General features: G+C 66.9%; 19 protein-coding genes. 8 read left to right on the top strand and 11 right to left on the bottom strand.

Translation table 11 applies throughout. The annotated features are described in order from the left end of the window. Nucleotides 1–83: 83 nt before the first annotated feature. The gene (locus O6P39_RS17775) at nt 84–407 is read right to left on the bottom strand and encodes an antibiotic biosynthesis monooxygenase (RefSeq protein WP_275607799.1); all 324 of its coding nucleotides are present in this window, start codon (nt 405–407) and stop codon (nt 84–86) included. Continuing rightward, entirely contained in the window at nt 404–1,138 is a 735-nt protein-coding gene (locus O6P39_RS17770; protein ID WP_275607798.1) for a hypothetical protein, read from the bottom strand. The genes O6P39_RS17775 and O6P39_RS17770 overlap by 4 nt, the downstream gene beginning before the upstream one ends. A gap of 85 nt (nt 1,139–1,223) precedes the next feature. Between O6P39_RS17770 and O6P39_RS17765 the strand changes: the two genes are divergently transcribed. Next, nucleotides 1,224–2,141 (top strand): LysR family transcriptional regulator, encoded by a 918-nt coding sequence (locus O6P39_RS17765; RefSeq protein WP_275611974.1) that lies wholly within the window; start codon nt 1,224–1,226, stop codon nt 2,139–2,141. Nucleotides 2,142–2,210: 69 nt separating this feature from the next. Here O6P39_RS17765 and O6P39_RS17760 read toward each other — a convergent pair whose 3' ends face one another. Then, nucleotides 2,211–2,576, bottom strand: a complete 366-nt coding sequence (locus tag O6P39_RS17760; RefSeq protein ID WP_275607797.1) for a hypothetical protein — start codon at nt 2,574–2,576, stop codon at nt 2,211–2,213. A gap of 229 nt (nt 2,577–2,805) precedes the next feature. Here O6P39_RS17760 and O6P39_RS17755 point away from each other — a divergent pair, with 229 nt between their 5' ends. Further along, nucleotides 2,806–3,132, top strand: coding sequence for an I78 family peptidase inhibitor (locus O6P39_RS17755; protein ID WP_275607796.1), 327 nt, complete (start codon nt 2,806–2,808; stop codon nt 3,130–3,132). Nucleotides 3,133–3,650: 518 nt separating this feature from the next. On the opposite strand, the gene O6P39_RS17750 is transcribed toward O6P39_RS17755, so the two are convergent. Then, the gene (locus O6P39_RS17750; RefSeq protein ID WP_275607795.1) at nt 3,651–4,574 is read right to left on the bottom strand and encodes a LysR family transcriptional regulator; all 924 of its coding nucleotides are present in this window, start codon (nt 4,572–4,574) and stop codon (nt 3,651–3,653) included. A 119-nt stretch (nt 4,575–4,693) separates the two neighbouring features. Between O6P39_RS17750 and O6P39_RS17745 the strand changes: the two genes are divergently transcribed. After that, entirely contained in the window at nt 4,694–5,443 is a 750-nt protein-coding gene (locus O6P39_RS17745) for a 3-oxoacyl-ACP reductase family protein (RefSeq protein ID WP_275607794.1), read from the top strand. Nucleotides 5,444–5,507: 64 nt separating this feature from the next. Here O6P39_RS17745 and O6P39_RS17740 read toward each other — a convergent pair whose 3' ends face one another. Next, nucleotides 5,508–6,596, bottom strand: a complete 1,089-nt coding sequence (locus tag O6P39_RS17740) for an FUSC family protein (protein ID WP_275607793.1) — start codon at nt 6,594–6,596, stop codon at nt 5,508–5,510. An 86-nt stretch (nt 6,597–6,682) separates the two neighbouring features. Beyond that, a complete protein-coding gene (locus O6P39_RS17735; protein WP_275607792.1) occupies nt 6,683–8,110 on the bottom strand; it encodes a glycosyltransferase family 39 protein in 1,428 nt (475 codons plus the stop codon). Nucleotides 8,111–8,232: 122 nt separating this feature from the next. Between O6P39_RS17735 and O6P39_RS17730 the strand changes: the two genes are divergently transcribed. Both O6P39_RS17730 and O6P39_RS17725 read left to right on the top strand, forming a co-directional pair. Continuing rightward, complete coding sequence (locus O6P39_RS17730; RefSeq protein WP_275607791.1) at nt 8,233–9,294, top strand: metallophosphoesterase; 1,062 nt, start codon at nt 8,233–8,235, stop codon at nt 9,292–9,294. Between the two features lie 86 nt (nt 9,295–9,380). Then, the gene (locus O6P39_RS17725; protein WP_275607790.1) at nt 9,381–11,444 is read left to right on the top strand and encodes an EAL domain-containing protein; all 2,064 of its coding nucleotides are present in this window, start codon (nt 9,381–9,383) and stop codon (nt 11,442–11,444) included. Here the strand turns inward: O6P39_RS17725 and O6P39_RS17720 are convergent. After that, a complete protein-coding gene (locus tag O6P39_RS17720; RefSeq protein ID WP_275607789.1) occupies nt 11,428–12,294 on the bottom strand; it encodes a LysR substrate-binding domain-containing protein in 867 nt (288 codons plus the stop codon). The genes O6P39_RS17725 and O6P39_RS17720 overlap by 17 nt on opposite strands. Nucleotides 12,295–12,478: 184 nt before the next feature. On the opposite strand from O6P39_RS17720, the gene O6P39_RS17715 reads away from it, so the two are divergent. The 3 genes from O6P39_RS17715 to O6P39_RS17705 are packed head-to-tail and all read left to right on the top strand — an operon-like array spanning nt 12,479 to nt 14,800. Beyond that, entirely contained in the window at nt 12,479–13,114 is a 636-nt protein-coding gene (locus O6P39_RS17715) for an ankyrin repeat domain-containing protein (RefSeq protein ID WP_275607788.1), read from the top strand. Nucleotides 13,115–13,142: 28 nt separating this feature from the next. Beyond that, entirely contained in the window at nt 13,143–13,598 is a 456-nt protein-coding gene (locus tag O6P39_RS17710) for a nucleoside deaminase (protein ID WP_275607787.1), read from the top strand. Then, nucleotides 13,595–14,800, top strand: a complete 1,206-nt coding sequence (locus tag O6P39_RS17705) for a CynX/NimT family MFS transporter (protein WP_275607786.1) — start codon at nt 13,595–13,597, stop codon at nt 14,798–14,800. The genes O6P39_RS17710 and O6P39_RS17705 overlap by 4 nt, the downstream gene beginning before the upstream one ends. Before the next feature lie 1,112 nt (nt 14,801–15,912). Here O6P39_RS17705 and O6P39_RS17700 read toward each other — a convergent pair. From O6P39_RS17700 to mexE, 4 genes are all read right to left on the bottom strand, one after another. Next, a complete protein-coding gene (locus O6P39_RS17700; RefSeq protein ID WP_178119515.1) occupies nt 15,913–16,080 on the bottom strand; it encodes a hypothetical protein in 168 nt (55 codons plus the stop codon). A 569-nt stretch (nt 16,081–16,649) separates the two neighbouring features. Then, a complete protein-coding gene (locus tag O6P39_RS17695) occupies nt 16,650–18,047 on the bottom strand; it encodes a TolC family protein (RefSeq protein WP_275607785.1) in 1,398 nt (465 codons plus the stop codon). After that, the gene (locus tag O6P39_RS17690) at nt 18,044–21,235 is read right to left on the bottom strand and encodes an efflux RND transporter permease subunit (protein WP_275607784.1); all 3,192 of its coding nucleotides are present in this window, start codon (nt 21,233–21,235) and stop codon (nt 18,044–18,046) included. Before O6P39_RS17690 ends, O6P39_RS17695 begins: the two co-directional genes overlap by 4 nt. 108 nt (nt 21,236–21,343) lie before the next feature. Then, nucleotides 21,344–22,579: a multidrug efflux RND transporter periplasmic adaptor subunit MexE gene (gene mexE / locus O6P39_RS17685; protein ID WP_275607783.1), complete on the bottom strand. Its 1,236-nt coding sequence runs from the start codon at nt 22,577–22,579 to the stop codon at nt 21,344–21,346. Nucleotides 22,580–22,590: the final 11 nt, after the last annotated feature.

The raw sequence follows: 22,590 nt of genomic DNA, 5'->3' as shown, positions 1-22,590 counted from the left end.
CATCCTAGGAATGGGCAGGGAAATCGAATGTAGGATTTCTCCAATGCCCGTGAAGGCGTTTTCCATGGGAGACCAGTGGTCGTTCAGCGTTCGAAGCCATAGGCGCGCTCGACCCGGCAGACCCGTACCTGGAAGGCGTCGTACCAGTCCCGCCGCCCTCGCTGCTGGGCGCTGCGGTGCTCGCATAGGTTTCGCCAGCGGCCGATGGCGGCTTCATCGCGCCAGTAGGACACCGTGATGCCGAGTCCATCGCTGCCCCGAGCGGATTCGACGCCGAGGAAACCCTCCTGCTCGGCGGCCAGTTCCAGCATGTGTGTGGCGGTGTCGGCGTAGCCGTCGTCCTGCTCGCTGCGCAGGGAGGTGAAGACCACGGCGTAATAGGGCGGTTGGGGTGTCTTGGCGATCATGCGGGGCTCCCGACAGCGGTGGCTGCGTATTCGAAGGCGGCGGCCAGGAAGGCCTGCGCCAGCGGTACGCCGACGCCGGCGAGCGCCTTGCGCTCGGGCTGGAACAGGGTGGCGAGGAAGAACGGGTGGTCCGTGGCTTCCAGCGCGCGGATGCTGCCGTCCTCACCGAGGGCGCTGGCCCGCAGCGAGTCGCCGAACAGAGCGTCCTGGAACTCGGGGTTCACCCCGTAGCTACAGCGATAGCCTTCGCGGATGCTCGGCAGGCCGTAGATCGCCGCCAGGCGCGAGCCTGGACGCAGCGTGATGGTTTCGCTGACTTCCACCAGCGAGCAGGGCAGGGCATGGATCACCGGGCGCTCGGCGTTCGGGGCGGTCTCGCCGTGGGCGGCATCCTGCCAGCCGAGTACCTGGCGGGCACGCTCCAGCAGCGCGTGCTGGAAGCCGCCGCAGGTGCCGAGGAACGGAACGTCGTGTGTACGGGCATAGGTGATGGCGCGCAGCGCTCCCTCGGTATCGAGATAGGGACTGCCGGGGATGCACCAGAACCCGGAGTAGGCGTGCAGCGGCAAACCGGCCGCCAGGCGCGGGGTATCCAGCCAGTCGACGCGCAGGGTGCCGCTGTGGGGCAGCAGCGACTGCTGCAGCGCCAGGGGAATCGCCCAGTGCGCGATGACGCGACTGTCACGGTCGCCGATCAAGCCGATGCGCAGACCCTTGCGTTGCCGCCTCATGTTTCGCTCCCCTTTGCGCCGAGGCCCATTGGCGGGCCGATGGGAGCAATTTATAGTTGCGCTGGTGCAACCAAAATTGGCGGTTGTGCAATGCCGGAGTGCGTCTATGCAATATCGTCTCGAGTACGCCGATCTTGCCCTGGTACTGGCGCTGGTGCGCGGCGGTAGCCTGGCCCGTGCGGCGGAGTTGCTGGACGTGGATGTCTCCACGGTATTCCGCGCCGTGCGGCGCCTGGAGAAGGCGCTGGGCACCGCGTTGTTCGAAAAGGGCCGCCACGGCTACCTGCCGACCGCCACCGCGCAACAGGTCGCCAGCCAGGCGGAGCTGGCCGAGCAGGCGCTGGAGGCTGCGCGGCTGAGCCTGGAACAGGGGCACGACGTGCTCAGCGGCACCGTGCGCCTGACCTGCTCCGACACCGTGCTGCAAGGTCTGCTGCTGCCGGCGCTGGCGCGCTTCATGAAGCGTTACCCGGCACTAAACCTGGAACTGACCACCTCCAACGCCTTCGCCAACCTCAGCCGCCGTGACGCCGACATCGCCCTGCGCCTGACCAGCTCGCCACCGGAGCACCTGGTCGGGCGCAACCTGGGCGATGTGCACTACGTCCTTTGCGCCCACCGCGACTACCTCGCCGAGCAAGGCAAGCGGCCCTGGCAGGACATGAGCTGGATCGCCCCGGACGACTTCCTGCCCGATCACTCCAGCGTCGCGTGGCGCCGCCAGGCGTTCCCGGCGGTGGTCCCAGCGTACCGCTGCAACAGCATGCTCTCGGTGCTCGACCTGTGCCGCGCGGGCCTGGGGCTGGCGGCGCTGCCCGCCTTCCTGCTGCGCCCCGGCGACGGCCTGCGGGTACTGGAGGGCGAGTTGCCGGGGTGTAGCACCCACCTGTGGCTGCTGACTCGTCCGGACTGCCGCGCACTGCGCGCGGTGGTGACGCTGTTTGAGGAGTTGGCCGGCAATCTGTCCATGACTCCACGGACCGGGGGCGGCGGCCAGGGCTAGCGTTTTTGTCGGCACCTTTGCCGAGGTAGCTGAAACGAAAGGCCCCGCTCGAAGCGGGGCCAGTGCGAATTACCAGTGGCGATAGTGCCCCGGCGGACCGTAGTAAGCCGGCCCGTAGTAGCGGGGCGCATAGTAGCGTGGGCCGTAGTAGCGGGGCCCCGGCACCACCACGACGGGACGGTAGACCGGCACCGGCTGGTAGTACACCGGCGGCGGTGGCGGTGGATAGTAGGCCACTGGGGGCGGTGCGTAGTACGGCGCCGGAGGTGGCGCGTAGTAGGGGGCTGGAGACGACCCGGCGACGATCGCCCCGCCGACCACGGCGCCGACTACCGCGCCGATGGCGGCGGCATCGCTGTTGCTGTTGGCCGCTGCCTGTCCGGCGAGGGCCAGGCAACCGCAGAGTACGGCGAACTGGGGAAGGCGGCGAAGCATGATGTACCTCCTGGGGGACCCGGCATGGAGCCCGATATCCATGAGACATCCGCCCGCGGAGATTGGTAAGGCCAGCCAGTGTAAAGGTTGTGTAAAAGGCGCCGTGCCGCTCTGTGGCGAGCACTCTCGTGCAGCAGGTTGCAATACTTCAATGCCCCATTCGGGGTTTCAGGCTGGTAAGGTGATCGCCCTCACGCATTTTTCAAACTCAACCTCAGGGAGGCTTTCCATGCCCTTGAACCGAGTGACCCTGTTGTCGCTTTTCGCCGTGGCCGCGCTGGCTGGTTGCAGCGCCAAGGACACCTCGTCCGACACCGCCTCGCAGGCTGCGCAAACGCCGTCGACGCCGTCCGCGAGCTGTGACGCCAAGGCCGTGCAGACGCTGGTCGGCAAGACTATCGACCCGACCCTGACCGAGCAGGCCCGCCGCGACGCCGGCGCCAGCGTGGCGCGTGTGCTGCGCCCGCACCAGCCGGTCACCATGGAGTACAACTCCCAGCGCCTGAATATCGACGTGGACGATCATCAGGTGGTGCAGCAGGTGAACTGCGGCTGATCCGCTGTTCTTGAGAAAAGCCCCGCACTGGCGGGGCTTTTTTGTTGGGATTGTGTTCGCGAGCAAGCGCGCTCCTACAGGTTGGCGACAAGCTCAAGCGTTTCCCTGTCAGCGCGGATTTCGCCGCGATGGATTTCGCGGACAAGGTCCGCTCATACGAAAAGCGGTTTCCAGAGAAATATCCGTGCGCACCGGAGCGCCCCTTCAGGAGGCCGAGTGGAATCGGAGTTTCAGGGGTTGAGCGGCATGGATGCCGCGAGAGCGTCGTTGGGCCAAGGATGGCCCGTCGACGCGTGCCCCTGAAACTCCGATGGAGCGAGGGAAGTCACGCGAAGCGGGACCCGGATGCAGGGGCAAGACCTTTGCCTCCTTTGGGTCGTTTGCCAAAGGAGGTCGCCCGAGGGGGCGAAACAAAATCTTTCAGCACACGCCGAAGCGGCGCTGAAACACCCAAAGCCAAAGCGGCGGATAACGCCTTAGGCGTTATGCGCCCTACGCCAACGGGGAACTCTGCCGCTTCAGACCGCCGAGAACCGCTGCCCCAGCCCGCTCTCGCGGAAATGCTCCACCACGTACTCGACGAATACCCGCGTCTTGGCCGGCAGCAGCTTTTGCGCGGCGTAGTAGATGGCAGTGTTGCCGGCATCCACGTACCACTCCGGCAGCACCCGGAGCAGCCGGCCATCGTCCAGATAGGGCAGCGCATGCTGCATGCTGACCAGGGTGATGCCCAGCCCCTTGAGGGCGGCGAAGCAGGCCGCTTCCGGATCGCTCAGGGTCATGCGCTCTTTCAGGGCGATGGGCGCCTGGGCGTGCTGGCGGTTGACCAGCGGCCAGGGGCGCACCCGACCGGTCTGCGGCGAGCGGATGCGAATGCCGTCATGGCTGGGCAGGTCGCTCGGATAGCGGATTGGCGGATGGGCGTCGAGATAGGCCGGTGAGGCCAGCAGCACCAGGTGCGCCGGCGACAGCTTGCGCGCCACGACGCCGGGCGGCAGTTCAAAGCCGCCGCCGATGGCCGCGTCGAAGCCCTCGGCGATCAGGTCCACCTGGCGGTTGTCGAAGTGCCAGTCCGGGCGGATCGCCGGGTAGCGCCCGAGGAAGTCCGGTAGCAGCGGCAGGATGTAGTCGCGGCCGAACACCAGCCCCATGCTCACTTTCAACACGCCGCTGGGCTGGCCATCGGCGCTGGCCAGGTTGGCGATGGCGCTCTGCAGGCTCGCCAGGCCGCCGCTGGCCTCGAGGAGGAAGCGCTCGCCGGCTTCGGTCAGCGTCAGGCTGCGGGTGCTGCGCTGGAACAGCCGCACCCCCAGGTTGGTTTCCAGCCGGGCGACGCTCTTGCTCACCCCCGCCGGCGTCAGGCCCATGCGCCGCGCGGCGGCGGCGAAGCTGCCGGCCTCGGCGCTGCGCACGAAGCATTCGATACTGATCAGGCTTTCCATGAAGCGATTCCGGACATTCTGTATCGACTGAATATAGCGATTACTGGCTACTGCGGAAGTGTCTGAGGGAGGAGACTGGCCCTGTCGAATTTCTCCCACCCCAGCAAACGGAGTCCCACATGAGCACTAACCAACCCCTCGCCGGCAAAGTCGCTTTCGTTCAAGGCGGTTCCCGTGGCATCGGCGCCGCCATCGTGCAACGCCTGGCCAATGAAGGCGCCAGCGTCGCCTTCACCTACGTCAGCTCGGCGCAGAAGGCCGAAGACCTCGCCGCCAGCATCGAAGCCAGCGGCGGTCGCGCCCTGGCGATCAAGGCCGACAGCGCCGACGCCGCGTCCGTGCAGGCCGCCATCGACAGTGCCGCCCAGCGTTTCGGCCGTATCGACATCCTGGTGAACAACGCCGGCGTGCTGGCCATCGCCCCGCTGGAAGACTTCAACCTGGACGACTTCGACCGCACCCTGGCGGTGAACGTGCGTAGCGTTTTCGTCGCCACCCAAGCCGCCGCGCGGCACATGGGCGAGGGCGGCCGGATCATCACCATCGGCAGCACCAACGCCGATCGGATGCCCTTCGGCGGTGGCGCCGTGTATGCCATGAGCAAGTCGGCCATTGTCGGCCTGACCAAGGGCCTCGCCCGTGACCTCGGTCCGCGCGGCATCACTGTGAACAACGTGCAGCCCGGCCCGGTGGACACCGACATGAACCCGGCTGACAGCGACTTCGCGGCATCCCTGATGGACCTGATGGCGGTCGGCCGTTACGGCCGTGCGGAAGAAATCGCCGCTTTCGTCGCCTACCTGGCGGGCCCGGAAGCCGGCTATATCACCGGCGCCAGCCTGACCATCGACGGCGGCTTTGCGGCCTGATCGGTTGACCAGGCGTTGAACACCGGCCCGGAGCGCAAGCTGCCGGGCCGGTTTCATTGCTGGATCAAGTGCGGTCGCGGCTCTGGATGTTCCAGTGCGGCGCCGTGGCGGCGAGTTTCTCCGAGAGCATCTCCACCTGTTCGTACAGGCGCAGCGTCAGCCAGTAGAAGCCTTGCTTCTCGAAGGAGTCGGTGAGGTTCTGCGGGCGTGCGGGGAGGTGCTCCAGGCCCTGGCAGGCCTGCACCAGCTTGCTGGTGCGGCTGAACTTCAGGGCGTGGGCCGATTGCAGCAGCAGGCGGCCGATCAGTTGCCGGTGATGGTCGAGGCTCGACGGCACCGGTTCGATCTCACCGGCCTGGGCGGCGAACTGGCGCGAGGCGATCAGCGATTCGAGGGTGCCCATCACGGCGCGGTGGATGCGCTGGATGATCTCCAGGTCGCGCAGCGGCATCCCGGTCTCCCGCGCCACCGGCCCCAGGTGGGCACGCGAGGCCACCAGGCGATGATCCAGTTCTTCCAGCTGGCGGGCGAAATGCTCCGGGGTGAAATCGTGGTTGGACGACAACTGCCCATACATCCGCGCGCAGGCCCGCAGGTTGTCCGAGAGCAGGTAGCGCCAGACGTAGACCGCTCGCAGCGGGTAGATCTGCGAGAAGAGCAGGGCGATGGCGACCCCGATCAATACGTTGGCCGAGCGCCACAGACCCTCGGTGAAGCCGGTCTCCCCCGGCCCCGCGACGATGCACAGGGTGATCCCCGCGAGTAGCGCCACGTAGCCGGGGCGGCGGATGGCGAAGAAGGCCGAGGCGGCGCCGAATACCGACATCAACACGTAGGCCAGGAGTTGGGAGCGGGTCTGGTCGTAGACGGCGATCACGCACAGGCCCAGCGCTGCACCGACCAGGGTGCCGACTATCCGTTCGTAGGACTTGCCGCGAATGGTGCCCTGGTGCACCAGTCCGCCCATCACCACCAGTACCGTCACCGAGGACCAGAGACCATGGGGCAGCTTGAGTGCGCTGGTCAGCAGCATTGAGGCCAGCAGCGCCAGGCCGACCCGGATGCAGTGGATCCAGGCGGCGTAGCGGTAGCGGGTGTAGGGGTTGGCCAGGCGGCGGAAGGGCAGGCTGAGGATCGACGGGTGCTTCGCCAAGGGAAGCGGCTCCTGTGCGGGCGGTGGCGATAGGGCAAGGTTAGCCGCTCCCGCTGGCGTCGGTAGCCTGGCAGGTCAACGCCGCCTCATTCGTGCCCGACGAAGTAGTAGTCGCGCTGGCCGACCCGGAAATGCCGTAGCACGCTCAGCGGCGGCTGTGGCGTCTCCAGGCTTTCCAGCACGGCCACGCGGCCGCCGGGCTGGTTCAGTTGCGCCATCAGTTGTTCGTGGGTGTCCAGCGCCGGCAGACGGCTGCGGCTGTAGAACACCGCAGCACCGGCCAGACGCTCGCTGGGCTGGAACAACGTGACCTGCCGGCCCGCCAACTCCTGCTGGCGAATCTCCCGGGTCAGCGGCAGGAAGGATTCCTTCTGGTCCGCGCGCGGTTCGATCCACAGCGCGTAGCCCAGGTAGAAGCCGGGCACCAACAGAATCAGGGCGATCAGCGCGCTGCGGACCCATCCGGAATCCCGGACCTGCCAGCGCTGCAGCAGCTCACGGCCGTACTCGGAGCCGATCACCGCTGCTGCCGGGGCGAGCGACATCAGGTAGACCATGCGCTTGCTGGAGGCGAACGTCAGCAGGGTGAACTGCGCCGCCAGCCAGAGGCAGAAGAACAGCAGGTAGCGGTCGCTCGCCAGGCGTTTGCGGAAGTGCCAGAGCCCCAGGTAGAGCAGCAGGTTCCACGGCAGGAAGGCCTGCGGCAGGCGGATCAGGTAGTAGTAGAAGGGCTCGAAGTGGCCGGCCTCGCTGAACGAGCCGCTGAAGCGCCCGACGCTGTTGGTCCAGAGGATTTCCTGCAGGGCCGGGACGCCGCCGTCGCGGTACAGGAACATCAGCCAGATGAGCAGCGGGACCAGGCCCAGCACTGTCCAGAGCGCCGGACGGACCCAGGCGGCAATCTCCAGGCGCCGCCGGGTGATACTGTCCCAGAGCAGGCAGGCGAAGATCACCACCCCCGGCAGCGCCAGGCCCAGCACGCCTTTGCTCAGGGTGGCGAGGGTGATGCCGAGGGTGAAGGCCAGCCAGTGGCCGGGCCGACCGGGCGAGGCGAGCCAGGCCCGCAGGAAGGACAGCAGCGCCAGCGTTACGCCCAGGGTGAGCAGGGCGTCTTCACCGACCTGGCGGGCATTGCCCCAGAAGCTGGCCATGGTCATCAGCATCAGCGCGGTACACAGCGCCAGCAGCGGCGGCCGCCCGAGGCGCTTGAGCGTGCCGTAGAGCAGCAGGGCGCAGAACAGCGCGGCGAACGCCGAGGCCAGGCGCGCGGCCAGCGCGGTCGGTCCGAACAGGCGCATGGCGGTGACGTCCAGCCATAGGCTGAGCGGCGGTTTTTCCAGGAAGGGCAGGCCGTTCAGGCGTGGCGTCACCCAGTCATGGTCGAGGTACATCTCCATCGCGATGCCGGCCACCCGTGGTTCGGTGGAACCCTGCAACTGGTGATTGCCCAGTGCGGTGAAAAACAGCAGGCCGCCCAGCAGGAGCAGCAGGGCGAGGTGGCGGCAGGAGGGCATGGCGGCGTGTCCGGCGTGGTGCGCGATGGCCGCAGGTATAGGCGATGACGCCTTAACTCAGAATTAACTTGCAGCGTGCTCCACTGCGGCGACCCACAACCGCTAAGTCCCAGGGGCCCGCCATGTCCACCCGCTCTCCGAGTCCCGCTGCCTCCTCTTCGCCGCGCCGGCGTCGTCGGCGCACCCTGTTGCTGATCCTCGTCACACTGTTGGCGGTCGCCGGGAGCCTGGCGGGCTTCATGGTGATGGTTCCGCCGCCGCACTACACCCCGTTATCCGGCCAGCCGGCCTCGCAGGTTACCCTGCTGGCGCTGGGCGACCAGGGTAGCGGCGATCTCCAGCAATGGCGCGTGGCGCGGGGCATGGAGCAGGTCGCCGAGCGCGAGGGCGGGCTGAACATGGTGCTGCTGCTGGGAGACAACTTCTACGGCAAGCCGCTCACGGGGATCGACGATCCCGCCTGGCAACTGAAGTTCGAGCGTGTCTATCACGGCGACTGGCTGAGCCATGTGCCCTTCTATGCGGTGCTGGGCAACCATGATTACCCGAAGTCCGCCGCCGTCGAGCTGGACTATGGGCGCAAGGGCGCGGGCTCCGGCCGTTTCCAGATGCCCGATCCCTTCTATGTGCGCGATTTCGGCGAGGTCGAGGGCCGTCCGCTGCTGCGCGTCGTATTCCTCGATACCTCCCAGGATGCCGCCGGCCGCCAGCGCCAGGCGGACTTCCTGCAAGCGGCCTTCGCCAGCAGCGGCCCCGCACCGATGTGGAAGATGGTGGTGGCGCACCATGCGATTCGCAGCGGTGGTGGCAAGCATGGCGAAGACCAGGAGTTGCTGGCGCAGCTGCTGCCGGCCATGCAGCGCAGCGGGGTGGACATCTACCTGTCGGGCCATGAGCACAACCAGCAGGTACTGGTACACCCCGGTGAGCCGGCTTGGCTGATTTCCGGCGGCGGTGGGCAGACCATCGATACCTTCAAACCCGCAGCGCCGACCGATGACGTGCCGTTCGCCTTGGCCAGTCCGGGGTTCGCCCGACTGGCTTTCACGCCGGAACGGCTGCAACTGGCCTACTACAACGCGGATGGGCGCCAGGAGCAGGGCTTCCTCTGGGCGCGGGCCTGTCCGTGGATGGCGCAGGGGTGCCTGCACCGGTACGACCCATCGCAGATAGCGACGAACTGACATCTTTGCCAGTGTTTTGCCACCAGGGTTTTCGCTAAAATTCGGGCCTTTTGCGCGATCCTTAACCGCGCGCCTCGAGAGTCCCCATGCTGACTGGCAGTTATGATCCCTCCCTGGTCCTGATATCGCTCTGTGTAGCGATCCTGGCGTCCTACACCGCCCTCGACCTGGCCGGCCGGATCGCCACCGCCAGGGGCTGGCCGACGCTGCTGTGGATTGGCGGCGGCGGGGTGGCGATGGGCATCGGTATCTGGTCGATGCACTTCATCGGCATGCTTGCCTTCAGCCTGCCCATTGCTCTGGGCTATGACATACCGCTCACGCTGCTGTCGCTGGCCACCGCCGTACTCAGTTCCGGATTCGCCCTGGCGCTGGTCAGCCAGGAGCGCCTGCCGCCCTGGCAACTGGTGCTCGGCGCCCTGGCAATGGGTGCGGGGATCAGCTGCATGCACTACCTGGGGATGTACGCGATGCTCATGCAGCCGGGCATCGACTACGACCCACTGCTGTTTGGCCTGTCCCTGCTGATCGCCGTGCTCGCCTCGGGCGCGGCGCTGTACATCGCCTTCCGCCTTCGTCGCAACACGCCCTATGTGCGCCTGGTGCGTGGCGGCGCGGCGCTGGTGATGGGCGTGGCCATCGTCGGCATGCACTACACCGGCATGGCCGCGGCGCGTTTCCCCGAGGGCAGTTTCTGTGGCGCGGCGCCCAGTGGGTTGGGCAATGACTGGATGGCGGTGTTGATCATCGTCGTCACCTTGGCGGTGATCGGTATCGCCCTGCTGACCTCGGTGCTCGATGCGCGCCTGGAGTCGCGCACCGCGCTGCTCAGCTCGTCGCTGGCGCGGGCCAACCAGGAACTCACCCAACTGGCCCTGCACGACAACCTGACGCGCCTGCCCAACCGTGTGTTGCTGGAGGACCGCATCGAGCAAATGATCAGCAAGGTGCAGCGCAACGGCGGGCATTTCGCACTGATGTTTCTCGACCTGGATGGCTTCAAGCCAGTCAACGATGCCTTCGGCCATCATGTCGGCGACCTGCTGCTCAAGGATGTCGCCCGCCGCCTGCGCGACAACCTGCGCAGCGAGGATACGGTGGCGCGCATCGGCGGCGACGAGTTCGTCCTGCTGGTGTCGCTCGCCGAGCCGGAAGACGCCGTGACCATCGCCAGCCAGCAGGTCGGCCTGCTGGCGCAGCCGTTCCAGGTCAGTGGCCAGGAGTTGCGCATCGCCGCCAGCCTCGGCATCGCGCTCTATCCCGGCGATGGCGCCAACCAGCAGGAGCTGCTGCGCAATGCCGACGCCGCGATGTACCACGCCAAGGGCAATGGCAAGAACGGCTACAGCTTCTTCGAGCAGTCGATGAACACCAACGCCCGCAACCACCTGCAACTGCTCCACGACCTGCGCGCGGCCCTGGCGCGGCGCGAGTTCGTCCTGCATTACCAGCCCAAGTTCTCCGCCAGCGGCGAGCCGATGGGCGCCGAGGCGCTGCTGCGCTGGCTGCATCCGCAGCGCGGCCTGCTGATGCCCGACACCTTCATCAGCCTGGCCGAACGCACCGGCCTGATCATCGGTATTGGCGACTGGGTGCTGGACGAGGCCTGCCGGCAGATGAGCCTGTGGTATGCGCAGGGCTACCGCGACTGGCGCGTGGCGGTGAACCTCTCGGCGCTGCAGTTCTGCCACGCCGGGCTGGTGGACTCGGTGGCCGGCGCGCTGCGCCGCTACCAGTTGCCGGCCAACTGCCTGACCCTGGAAATCACCGAGACCACGGCGATGCGCGACGCCGATGCGAGCCTGGAAATCCTCGGCCGCCTGGCGGAGATGGGGGTGGACCTGTCCATCGACGACTTCGGCACTGGCTATTCCAGCCTGCTGTACTTGAAGCGCCTGCCGGCCAACGAGCTGAAGATCGACGGTGGCTTCGTCCGCGACCTGGAGCAGGACAGCGACGACGCAGCGATCGTCTCGGCCATTGTTGCCCTGGGCCAGGCGCTGGAGCTGCGGATCGTCGCCGAAGGGGTGGAAACGCCGCGCCAGCAGGACTTCCTCACCCGTCTGGGCTGCGATTCGCTGCAGGGCTTCCTGTTCGGCAAGCCGGTGCCCGCCGAACAGTTCATCGACCACATCAGCGCGACGGCGTGACCTCGGCGAGCTGCGCGCACAGGTTGCGCAGCTGTTCGCACAGGCTACGCCCGACGCTGTCCAGCTCGGGGCGGGCGTAGAGCGCCAGTTCCAGCCCGTCGATCGGGGCGAAGCCTTGCGCGGCGTCCAGCAGTCGATGTCCGGCGTGACGGCCGCGCAACGGCAACAGGCTGACGCCCATCCCCGCCGCCACCGCCGCCGACAGGCTGGCCAGGCTGCCGCTGCTGTAGCTGATGCGCCAGCGCCGCCCGCTGGCTTCCAGGGCGTGGATCATCTCCTGGCGGTACAGCGCGCCGAGCGGGAACACCACCAGCGGCAGCGGATCGCGGGCGGCGGCGGGGTTGTCGGCGCTGTCCAGCCAGGCCAGCGGCTCCGGCCAGTGCGCCAGGCAGTCGCTGTCGGCGCCCCATTGCTTGACCAGCGCCAGATCCAGCTCGCCGCTGCGGTACTGGCGCAACAGCTCCTGGCTGAGACCGCTGGAGACCTCCAGGCGCAGGCGCGGACGCTCCACGCTGAAGGCCGCCAGCAGCGGCATCATGCGTTCGCCGGCGAAGTCCTCGGGCATCCCCAGGCGTAGCACGCCTTCGCTGTGCTCGCTGCTCAGCGCCTCGCGCGCCTCGCCGCCCAGCTGGAGGATGCGCCGGGCGTAGCCGAGCAGGCGTTCACCCTGTTCGGTGGGCAGCACCTGGCGCTGGCTGCGGTCCAGCAGGCGGCAGTCCAGGCTCTGCTCCAGCCGCAGGATCTGCTGGCTGACGGTGGACTGGGTCAGGTGCAGCAGTTCGGCGGCACGGGTGAAGTTGCCGGCGTCCACCACCATCACGAAGCTGCGTAGGAGGTTGGGGTCTAGCATCACGATTCCCACTGAATGGCATGTTTCTATTTAATTTCAACATAGAATGCCCCTTCGTCATACTAGCGACATTCTTTTCGAGGCTGTTGCCGCTTCGCCGCGCCTGCCACGGGCTGCACCGCGTCTGGCGACGCTACGGGTGTCATTACTCCCGACAGCCTCTGGTGATGACAGAGGAGCGCCAATGGACACGCCGACCGTTCAGACCGAGGACGTGCACAGCCGCGCGGCGGCAGAGGCCCTGCTGGCCGCCGCCAGCGCAGGGCGCGACGAGGACGTGGCCGCGTTGCTGGGGCGTGGCGTGCCGGTGGACGTCACCGACAGCCAGGGCAACACGCCGCTGCTCCTGGCCACCGCCCAGGACCGTGTCGCCGTCGCCCGCCTGCTGATCGCCGCCGGCGCCGACGTCAACCGGAAGAACCGCATCCACGACAGCGCTTACCTGCTGGCCGGGGCAGCGGGGCGCCTGGAGATTCTCAAGCTGACCCTGGCCAACGGGGCGGACCTGCGCAGCACCAACCGCTACGGCGGCACCGCGCTGATCCCGGCGTGCGAGCGCGGTCATGTCGACGTGGTGGACACCCTGCTGCGCGCAGGCGTCGACCCGGACCATGTGAACAAGCTCGGCTGGACCGGGCTGCTCGAAGCCATCCTGCTCAGCGATGGCGGCCCGCGACACCAGGCCATCGTGCAACGACTGATAAACGCCGGGGCGAACCTGAACCTGGCCGACAACGACGGCATCACGCCGCTGCAACACGCCCGCCAGCGCAACCAGACCACCATCGCCAGGATGCTGGAAGCCGCCGGCGCGCATTGAGCCCATGCCGATTTTGAAGAGAACTGCCATGCAACACGAAGACTTCATGCGCGAAGCCCTGCAACTGGCCCGTGACAATATCGACGCCGGCGGCCGCCCATTCGGCGCCGTGCTGGTCAAGGACGGCCAGGTGATCGCCCGCGCCGCCAATTCCATTCACCTGGACTGCGATCCGACCGCCCATGCCGAACTGCTGACCATCCGCCGCGCGGCTTCCGTACTTGGTACGCCGCGCCTGGAGGGCTGCGTGATCTACGCCAGCGGCCACCCGTGCCCGATGTGCCTGGCGGCCATGCACCTGTGCGGCGTCGAGGCGGCGTACTTCGCCTATTCGAACGACGACGGCGAGCCGTTCGGCCTGTCCACCGCCAGGGTCTACCAGCAGATGACCCTGCCGCCGCAGCAGCAGGCGCTGCCGCTGCGGCCATTGCGGCCGGTCGGGGAAGAGGGGCTCTACGTGCGCTGGCAGGCGCACGGCAAATGAGTCGCAGCATCGCCGTGCCGGCGGCAGAAACGGCCCGCGCCAGCTGGATCGGCCTGCTGGTGATCGTCGCGTTGGGCATCAACCTGCGACCGATCCTCACTTCCATCGGCCCCTTGCTCACCGACATCCGTGACGCCACCGGCCTGGGCTTCCAGGGCGCCTCGATGCTCACCGTGTTGCCGGTGCTGTGCATGGGCCTGTTCGCCCTGGCCTTGCCCTGGGTCGGCCCGCGCCTGGGGGAAAGCCGTGGCGTGGTCGCCGGCCTGCTGGCCATTGGCGCCGCCTGCTTCTGGCGCCTGCTGCTGGACAGCGGCATGGCCCTGATTGCCAGTGCCGTACTGGCCGGCACCGGGGTGGCGATCATCCAGGCGTTCGTGCCGGGGGTGATCAAGCGCTGGTTCCCGCACAAGGTGCCCTCGGCCATGGGACTGTATTCGGCCTCCCTGATGGCCGGTGGCGGCAGTGCCGCGGTGCTGGCGCCGGTGGTGTCGGAGCATTTCCACCGCTGGCAGGACGGTCTCGGCGCCTGGCTGCTGCTGGCGATCGTCGGGCTGCTGCTGTGGGCGGTCGCCCGCCCACGCGAGACGCCGCTGGCCACGCCGCCACGGCAGGCGGTGCAGCACTATTTCGGCAGCCGCCGTGCCTGGTTGCTGGCGCTGTACTTCGGGGTGATCAACGGCGGCTACACCAGCATGGTCGCCTGGCTGCCGGTGTATTACCGTCAACTGGGCTGGAGCGCCCAGGCCAGCGGCGGGCTGATCGGCCTGATGACCATCTTCCAGGTGATCGCCGCGCTGACCATTCCGCTGCTGAGCCGTGGTTCGTCGGATCGTCGCGGCTGGCTGAGCCTGTGCCTGCTGATCCAGCTCGCCGGCTTCGTCGGGCTGATCGCATCGCCCCTGCACCTCTCCGGCCTCTGGGTGGCGCTGATCGGCTACGGCCTGGGCTCCTGCTTCGCCTTGAGCCTGACGCTGACCCTGGATCACCTGTCCGACCCGGGCGCGGCGGGGCGCCTGGCGGCTTTCGTGCAGGGCATCGGCTTCATCGTCACCGGGATCATTCCCTACGTGACGGGCGCGCTGCGCGACAGCACCGGCACCTTCCAGGCATCCTGGATACTGCTGGCGGTGTCGGTGGTGGCGATGCTGGGGGTGACGCTGCGCTTCTCGCCGAAGGGCTATGCGCGGGCGATGGGCCGGTAGGGCAGCGGCGGATCGCCAAGGGCGCCCGACGGGCGCCATTCGCGGACATGTCCCGCTCCTACGGGTTGGCTTCTGTGTGGCTCTTGTAGGAGCGGACTTTGTCCGCGATGCTTTTTGCTTTGTGTTTCTGCGCCGCTTCAGCGTCTTCGGATACTTCTTGTTTCGCCCCCTCGGGCGAGTCCCTTTTGTCAAACGACACAAAAGGAACCAAAAGGGCTCGTCCCGGCATCCGGGTCTTCGCTTCGCGAAGACTTCCCTCCTTCCGGTATTGCTCCGAGGGTCGGCGTAGAAGGGCCATTCATGGCCCTCTTAGCGGGGACGCCTAGTCCTCTCGCGGCATCCATGCCGCTCGCCCCTCTGCGCAATACCTCCACTCGGCCTCCTGACGGGACTCTGCGCGCGCCTGCGACTTTGGCTGCTTCATGCTGGATTGCTTTTCGTAGGATGGCGTGGAGCGAAGCGATACCCATCTGTAGGGCGATGCTCTTGTAGGAGCGGAGCTTCTCCGCGATTCGACGGCAAGGCCGGCGTTACAGATCAAGGTGTTCAGCCGGTTGCGTTGGGGACGGTGGCAAACCTTCGCGGACAAGGTCCGCTCCTACGGGAGCAAAAGCAGCGCGGAACAAGATGCTCTGCACTAGCTCTTGAAGACTTCCAGCGAAATATCCGCGCACTCGGAGCGCCCCTTCAGGAGGTCGAGTGGAATCGGAGTTTCAGGGGTTGAGCGGCATGGATGCCGCGAGAGCGTCGTTGGGCCATGGATGGCCCGTCGACGCGTGCCCCTGAAACTTCGATGGAGCGAGGGCACCCCGGCGAAGCCGGGGCCGGATGATGGGGCAAGACCTTTGCCTCCTTTGGGTGGGGCGGCCATCCGTAGTTTGCCAAAGGAGGTCGCCCGAGGGGGCGAAACAAGAGACATCCGAGCACGCCGAAGCGGCGCAGAAACACCCAAACCTCAGAAACGGCGGATAACGCGTCAGGCGTTATGCGCCCTACGAAGAGCGAAAGCATCGCGGACGGAGTCCGCTCCTACGGTATGGGCTGCATTCGCTCGAACTGGACCAACCACGGTCGGTCCATGCGCACATCGCGGAGCGGGCCGCTGCCCGCTGCTACACCGATGTCGCCAGGTAGATCCGATAGGTGATGACCGACAGCATGCTCAGCACGCCGATCCACATCAGCAGTACGCCAACGCCCCGCTCGCGGATGGTGAAGCCGATCCCCAGCATGAACATGCCGAAGACGATGATGGCGATGGTGACGAGGATGGAGTCCATGGCATGTCCTTGTCGCAGTGTTCCGATAGATGAAGTTTAGGCCAGCGGCTGCTCGAATTGCCTTGATCCGTGAAAGCCGGGCGGGCGGATGATAGCCGCCTGGGATCGATTGCCCAAGCCGTAATGCCGCTCAGGCCTGCCTGGGTATGCTGCGGAGCAGCCGATAGGCCTTGAGTGTCAGGTGCAGGCTGCAGGAGCCGCGTTCGAGATAGCCCAGGTGGATGAGCAGGTCACTCAGGCGCGGATGGATCGCTGCGCCACGGCGTACATCCGCAAGGACCTTGCGTAACGCGGCATCGGAATGGGAGGGCGGGCCTTTTCTGCCTCTTCCTCTTTCGTTGCTCATGGAGGCCTGTTCTCTGTTCCTCTTTTCAGCAGTCTGCGGCCAAGGACTGGTCGGCGCTTTTTCTATTGCCATTGGAAAACACTGATCAACGCACCGGCATCTGACAGATTCCGGAACCTCGGCATGTCCTGTTTGTGGGAGCGCCCATAAAAAAGCCCCACGGTCAGGAGCGCAGACCGCAGGGCAGGAAGGGTCGAGGTCGTCTCGACCGGGAGAGGAACTATCAGGCCGAGGGCTGCCAGCCGCCGCCCAAGGCCTTGTAGATGGCGACGATGCCGCGATAGACGTCCACTTCCGCCAACGCCTGGGCGTCCTCGGCGGCCAGTTGCTCGCGTTCGGCGTCCAGCAGGTTGAGGAAGTCCACGGTGCCTTCGCGGTACTGCTGGCCGGCCTGCTGCGCCGCGTTGCGGCTGGCCTCGGACTGGCGCACCAGGGAGACCAGGCGCTGCTGGCGCTTGCCGTAGTCGCTGAAAGCGTTGGACGACTCTTCCAGTGCCAGCAGGACCTGCTGCTCGTAGGTCGCCAGGGCCGCGTCGGCGTCGGCCTTGGAGGCCCGCAGGCGAGCCCGCACGCTGCCCAGGTCGAAGGCTGCCCAGGTGATGCTCGGGGCGACGCCCCAGGCATTGGCGGCAGACGAGCCGATCTGTGAGCCACGGCCGGCGGTGAACCCGAGGAAGCCGCCAAGGCTGACTTTCGGGAACAGGTCGGCGGTGGCCACGCCCACGTCCGCGGTGGCGGAGGCCAGGCGGCGTTCGGCGGCGGCGATGTCCGGGCGGCGACGCAGGAGCTCGCCCGGATCGCCGATCGGCAGGGCCTTGGCGATGGCCGGCAGTTTCTTCGGCGACAGGTCCACGGAGAGGGTGTCCGGACGTTGGCCGAGGAGGGTGGCGATGCGGTTCTGCTGCCGGACTTCCTCGGCCTGCAATTGCGGCACGCTGGCTTCGGTGGCGGCCAGGCGCGCTTCGGCGCGCTGCACGTCCAGTTCATTGCCCACGCCGGCATCACGCAGCTGGATGGTCAGGTCGCGGGATTCGCGCTGGTTCTCCAGGTTGCTCCGGGCGATGCTTTCGCGCAGCTGCGCGCCGCGCAGTTGCCCGTAGGCATCGGCCAGCTCGGCGATCAGGCTGACCTGCAGTTGCTGCAGGTCGGCCACCGTGGCTTCGCTCAGGGCATCGCTGGATTCCAGCTCGCGGCGCACGCGGCCGAACAGGTCGACTTCCCAGATCATGTCCAGGCCCAGGTCGTAACGCTCCTGGTTGACCCGGTCCTCGGTCTGCCCCGGCACCTGGCCCTTGCCGATCTGCGCGGAGGCGCGGCTGGTGACGGTGGGGAAGCGGTCGTTGGCAACGTCGTCGCGGATCGCCCGCGAGGCCAGCACGCGGGCATAGGCCACGCGCAGCTCGCGGTTTTCCTTCAGGGCCTGGTCCACCAGCTGGCTCAGCACCGGGTCGTCGAACTGCTTCCACCAGGCGTCTTCGTAACGCGTACGGTCGTAGTCCTTGGCCTGGGCGTTGCTGTCCAGTTGAGCCGGCGCGGTGTCCGGCTTCTGGTAGTCGGGGCCGACCATGCAGGCGCTTAAGGCCAGCGCGAGCAGGGCGGGGGCGAAGAGTTTCACGTTCATACCGAATGCGCCTCGTGGTTCAGGGTGGCACGCGCTTGTTTCTTCGCTTCACGGGCTTCCATGACGCGGCGGATCAGCACATAGAAGACCGGGGTCAGCAGCAGGCCGAAGAAGGTCACGCCGAGCATCCCGGAGAACACTGCGACACCCATGGCATGGCGCATTTCGGCGCCGGCGCCGGACGACAGCACCAGGGGCACCACGCCCATGATGAAGGCGATGGAGGTCATCAGGATCGGGCGCAGACGCAGGCGGCAGGCTTCCAGTACCGCGCTCAGGCGGTCCATGCCTTCGTCCTGCTTGTCCTTGGCGAACTCGACGATCAGGATCGCGTTCTTGCACGCCAGGCCCACCAGTACGATCAGGCCGATCTGGGTGAAGATGTTGTTGTCGCCACCGGACAGGATCACCCCCGTGATGGCCGACAGCAGGGTCATCGGCACGATCAGGATCACCGCCAGCGGCAGGCCCCAGCTCTCGTACAGCGCGGCCAGCACCAGGAAGGCGAGCAGCACGCAGAGCGGGAAGACGAACACCGCGGTATTACCGGCGAGGATCTGCTGGTAGGTCAGGTCGGTCCACTCGTAGGTCATGCCGTTGGGCAGTTCCTGCTTCAGCAGCCGCTCGATCGCCGCCTCCGCCTGGCCGGAGCTGTAGCCCGGTGCGGCGGCGCCGTTGATCTCGGCGGTGATGAAGCCGTTGTAGTGCATCACCCGGTCGGGGCCGGAGGTGTCGCTGATCTTGATGAAGGTGGCCAGCGGGACCATCTCGCCCAGGTTGTTGCGCACCTTCAGCTGACCGATCTGCTCGGGCTCCAGGCGGAACTTCTGGTCCGCCTGGACGTTCACCTGGTAGGTGCGGCCGAAGCGGTTGAAGTCGTTGGTGTACAGCGAGCCCAGGTAGACCTGCAGGGTGTCGAAGATGTCGCTGATCGCAACCCCGTGGGTCTTGGCCTTCTCGCGGTCGATGGCGGCATCCACCTGCGGCACGTTCACCTGGTAGCTGGTGAACACCGACATGGGGTTGAGCTCCGGCAGCGCGCGGGCCTTGTTGAGGATGTTCTGGGTCTGGCTGTAGAGCTCCTCGTAGCCCAGGTTGCCACGGTCCTCCACCTGCAGGCGGAAGCCGCCGATGGTGCCCAGCCCCTGTACCGGCGGCGGCGGGAAGATGGCGATGTAGGCGTCCTGGATGTCGGCGAACTGCTTGTTAAGCTCGGCGGCGATCTCGTTGGCCGACATGCCCGGTCCCTTGCGCTCGTCGAAGTCCTTCAGGGTGGTGAAGACGATGCCGCTGTTGGGGCTGTTGGTGAAGCCGTTGATCGACAGGCCCGGGAAGGCCACGGTGCTCTGGATGCCCGGATGCTTGCCGGCGATGTCGGACATGCGCTTGATCACGTCCTCGGTGCGGTCCAGCGTGGCGGCGTCGGGCAGTTGCGCGAAGGCCACCAGGTACTGCTTGTCCTGTTGCGGCACGAAGCCGGTCGGCGTGCTGGAGAAGCCCAGGTAGGTCAGGCCGATCAGCCCCGCATAGAGGATCAGCGCGATGGAGCTGCCGCGCAGCACGCGGGTGACGGTGCCGACATAGCCGTGGCTGGCGCGGTCGAAGAAGCGGTTGAACGGACGGAACAGCCAGCTGCCCAGCAGCGTGTCGAGGAGGACCGAGAAACGGTCCTTCGGCTCGTGGTGCCCCTTGAGCAGGACGGCGGCCAGCGCCGGCGACAGGGTCAGCGAGTTGAATGCGGAGATCACCGTGGAGATCGCGATGGTCAGCGCGAACTGCCGGTAGAACTGCCCGGTGAGGCCGGAGATGAAGGCGGTCGGCACGAACACGGCGCACAGCACCAGGGCGGTGGCGATGATCGGCCCGGTCACCTCGCGCATGGCGCGCTTGGTCGCCTCGATGGGGGTGAGCCCCAGCCCGATGTTCCGCTCGACGTTCTCCACCACCACGATGGCGTCGTCCACCACGATGCCGATGGCCAGCACCAGGCCGAACAGCGACAGCGCGTTGAGCGAGAAGCCGAAGGCGTGCATCACCGCGAAGGTGCCGATCAGCGACACCGGTACGGCGGCCAGCGGGATGATCGAGGCGCGCCAGGTCTGCAGGAACAGCACGACCACCAGCACCACCAGGATCAGGGCTTCGAACAGGGTGTGCACCACCGCTTCGATGGAGCCGCGAACGAAGATGGTCGGGTCATAGACGATGGAGTAGTCCACGCCCTGGGGGAAGTTCTTCTTCAGCTCGGCCATCTTCTCGCGCACCTCGTTGGAGATGGCGATGGCGTTGGAACCGGGACGCTGGAAGATCGGCAGGGCCACGGCCGGCTGGTTGTTCAGCAGCGAGCGCAGTGCGTACTGGTTGGAACCGAGCTCGACGCGGGCGATGTCCTTCAGGCGAGTGATTTCGCCGTCCGGGCCGCTGCGGATGATGATGTTCTCGAACTCTTCTTCGTTGACCAGGCGGCCCTGGGTGTTGATCGACAACTGGAAGCTGGTGGCGCTGGGCGCGGGCGGCGCGCCGAGGGAGCCGGCGGCGACCTGGCGGTTCTGTTCGCGGATGGCCTGCACCACGTCGCTGGCGGTGAGGTTGCGCGAGGCCACCTTGTTCGGGTCCAGCCACACGCGCAGGGAGTAGTCGCCCATGCCGAACAGCTGCACGTCACCCACACCGTCCAGGCGCGCCAGCTCGTCCTTGATGTTGAGGATGGCGTAGTTGGACAGGTAGAGCATGTCGTAGCGGTTATCCGGCGAGGTCAGGTGCACGACCATGGTCAGGTCGGGCGAGGCCTTGTCGACGGTGATGCCGATGCGGGTGACTTCCTCCGGCAGCTTGGGCTCGGTGCGGGTCACGCGGTTCTGCACCTGCACCTGCGCGTTGTCCAGGTTGGTGCCCAGGGCGAAGGTGATGGTCAGGGTCATCTTGCCGTCGGCGGTGGACTGCGAGGACATGTAGAGCATGTTCTCGACGCCGGTGATGGCCTGTTCCAGGGGCGCGGCGACGGTCTCGCCGATCACCTTGGGGTTGGCGCCGGGGAAGTTGGCGCGGACCACCACGGTGGGCGGCACCACTTCGGGGTATTCGCTGATCGGTAGCTGGAACAGCGAGATGGCTCCGCCGATCAGGATGATCAGCGAAAGCACGGCGGCGAAGATCGGCCGCTGGATGAAGAATTGCGAAAAGTTCATGGCTGGTTCCTGTCGCGAACGCATGGTTCGCCAAACCCGGGACAAAGGTCACCCGAGGCCCTGGTGGGACAGGGCCTGGTACGTCAGTTCATGGATTGCGGGTTGTGATCAGCCGCGCGGGGCGCTCGGCCTGGCGGATTTCTCGGCGACCTTCGGCGCTTCGCTCTGGGCCAGGGCCTGGCGCTGGCGGGCGAGGGTGGCGAGGGTGGCCTGGCTGGCCATCTCGACACTCTGCGCGTCGACCTGGGCGCCGGGGCGGACCCGCTGCAGGCCGTTGACCACGATGCGGTCGCCCTTGGCCAGGCCGTTGCGGACGATGCGCAGGCCTTCCAGCTTCGGGCCCAGTTCGATGCTGCGGTACTGCACCTTGCTGTCCTTGTCGATCACCAGCACGAACTTCTTGCCAAGGTCGGTGCCGACCGCGTCGTCCTTGATCAGCGCGGCGGGGTAGGTGCCGCTGCCGACCAGCTTGATGCGGGCGTACAGGCCGGGGGTGAACTGGTTGCCGTCGTTGTCGAACACGGCGCGGCCACGGATGGTGCCGGTCTTGGGGTTCACCTGGTTGTCCAGGAAGTCCAGCTTGCCTTCGTGGGGGAAGCCGTCCTCGCCGGTCAGGCCCAGGTACACCGGGCTGCTGCCACGGGCGTCGGGGCCACCCTTGCGGGCCAGGTCCATGTACTTCAGGTAGACGCGCTCGTCGGCGTCGAAGTAGGCGTAGACCTTGTCGGTGGAGACCAGGGTGGTAAGCAGGGTCTGGCCGCTGTTCACCAGGTTGCCGGCGGTCACTTCGGCGCGGGAGACGCGGCCGTCGATGGGCGCGGTGACCTGGGTGAACGACAGGTTCAGGCGGGCGTTGTCCAGTTCCGCCTGAGTCGCCGCGACCACGGCCTTGGCCTCGGTGGCGGCGGCGCTGCGGGCGTCGGCCAGCTCCGCGGAAATGGCGTTGGTGGCGCGCAGGCGCTCGCCACGGGCGGCTTCGTTGACGGTGCGGGTCTGGTTGGCACGGGCCTGTTGCAGCTGCGCTTCCAGGCGATGGACCTCGGCCTCGAACGGGCGCGGGTCGATCTGGAACAGCAGGTCGCCTTTCTTCACCAGCGCGCCTTCGCGGAAGGCCACGCGGTCGATGTAGCCGGAGACGCGCGGACGCAGTTCGACGGATTCCGGAGCCTCCAGGCGGCCGGTGAACTCGTCCCATTCGTTGATCGACTGTTCGATGACTTCCGCCACGCTGACCTTGGGCGCGGGCATGTTCTGCGCCGCATCCTGGCCTTTACCGCATGCGCTGAGCACCAGCGCGGCGGCGAGCGCCAACGGAATACGCAAGGTTTTGAGATTTCGCTCCATGGAAAGGACTC

The organism is Pseudomonas sp. PSE14 (assembly GCF_029203285.1).
Classification (GTDB): domain Bacteria; phylum Pseudomonadota; class Gammaproteobacteria; order Pseudomonadales; family Pseudomonadaceae; genus Pseudomonas.
Note: the sequence above shows the minus strand (reverse complement) of the source record. Positions and strands in the feature narration are given on the sequence as shown.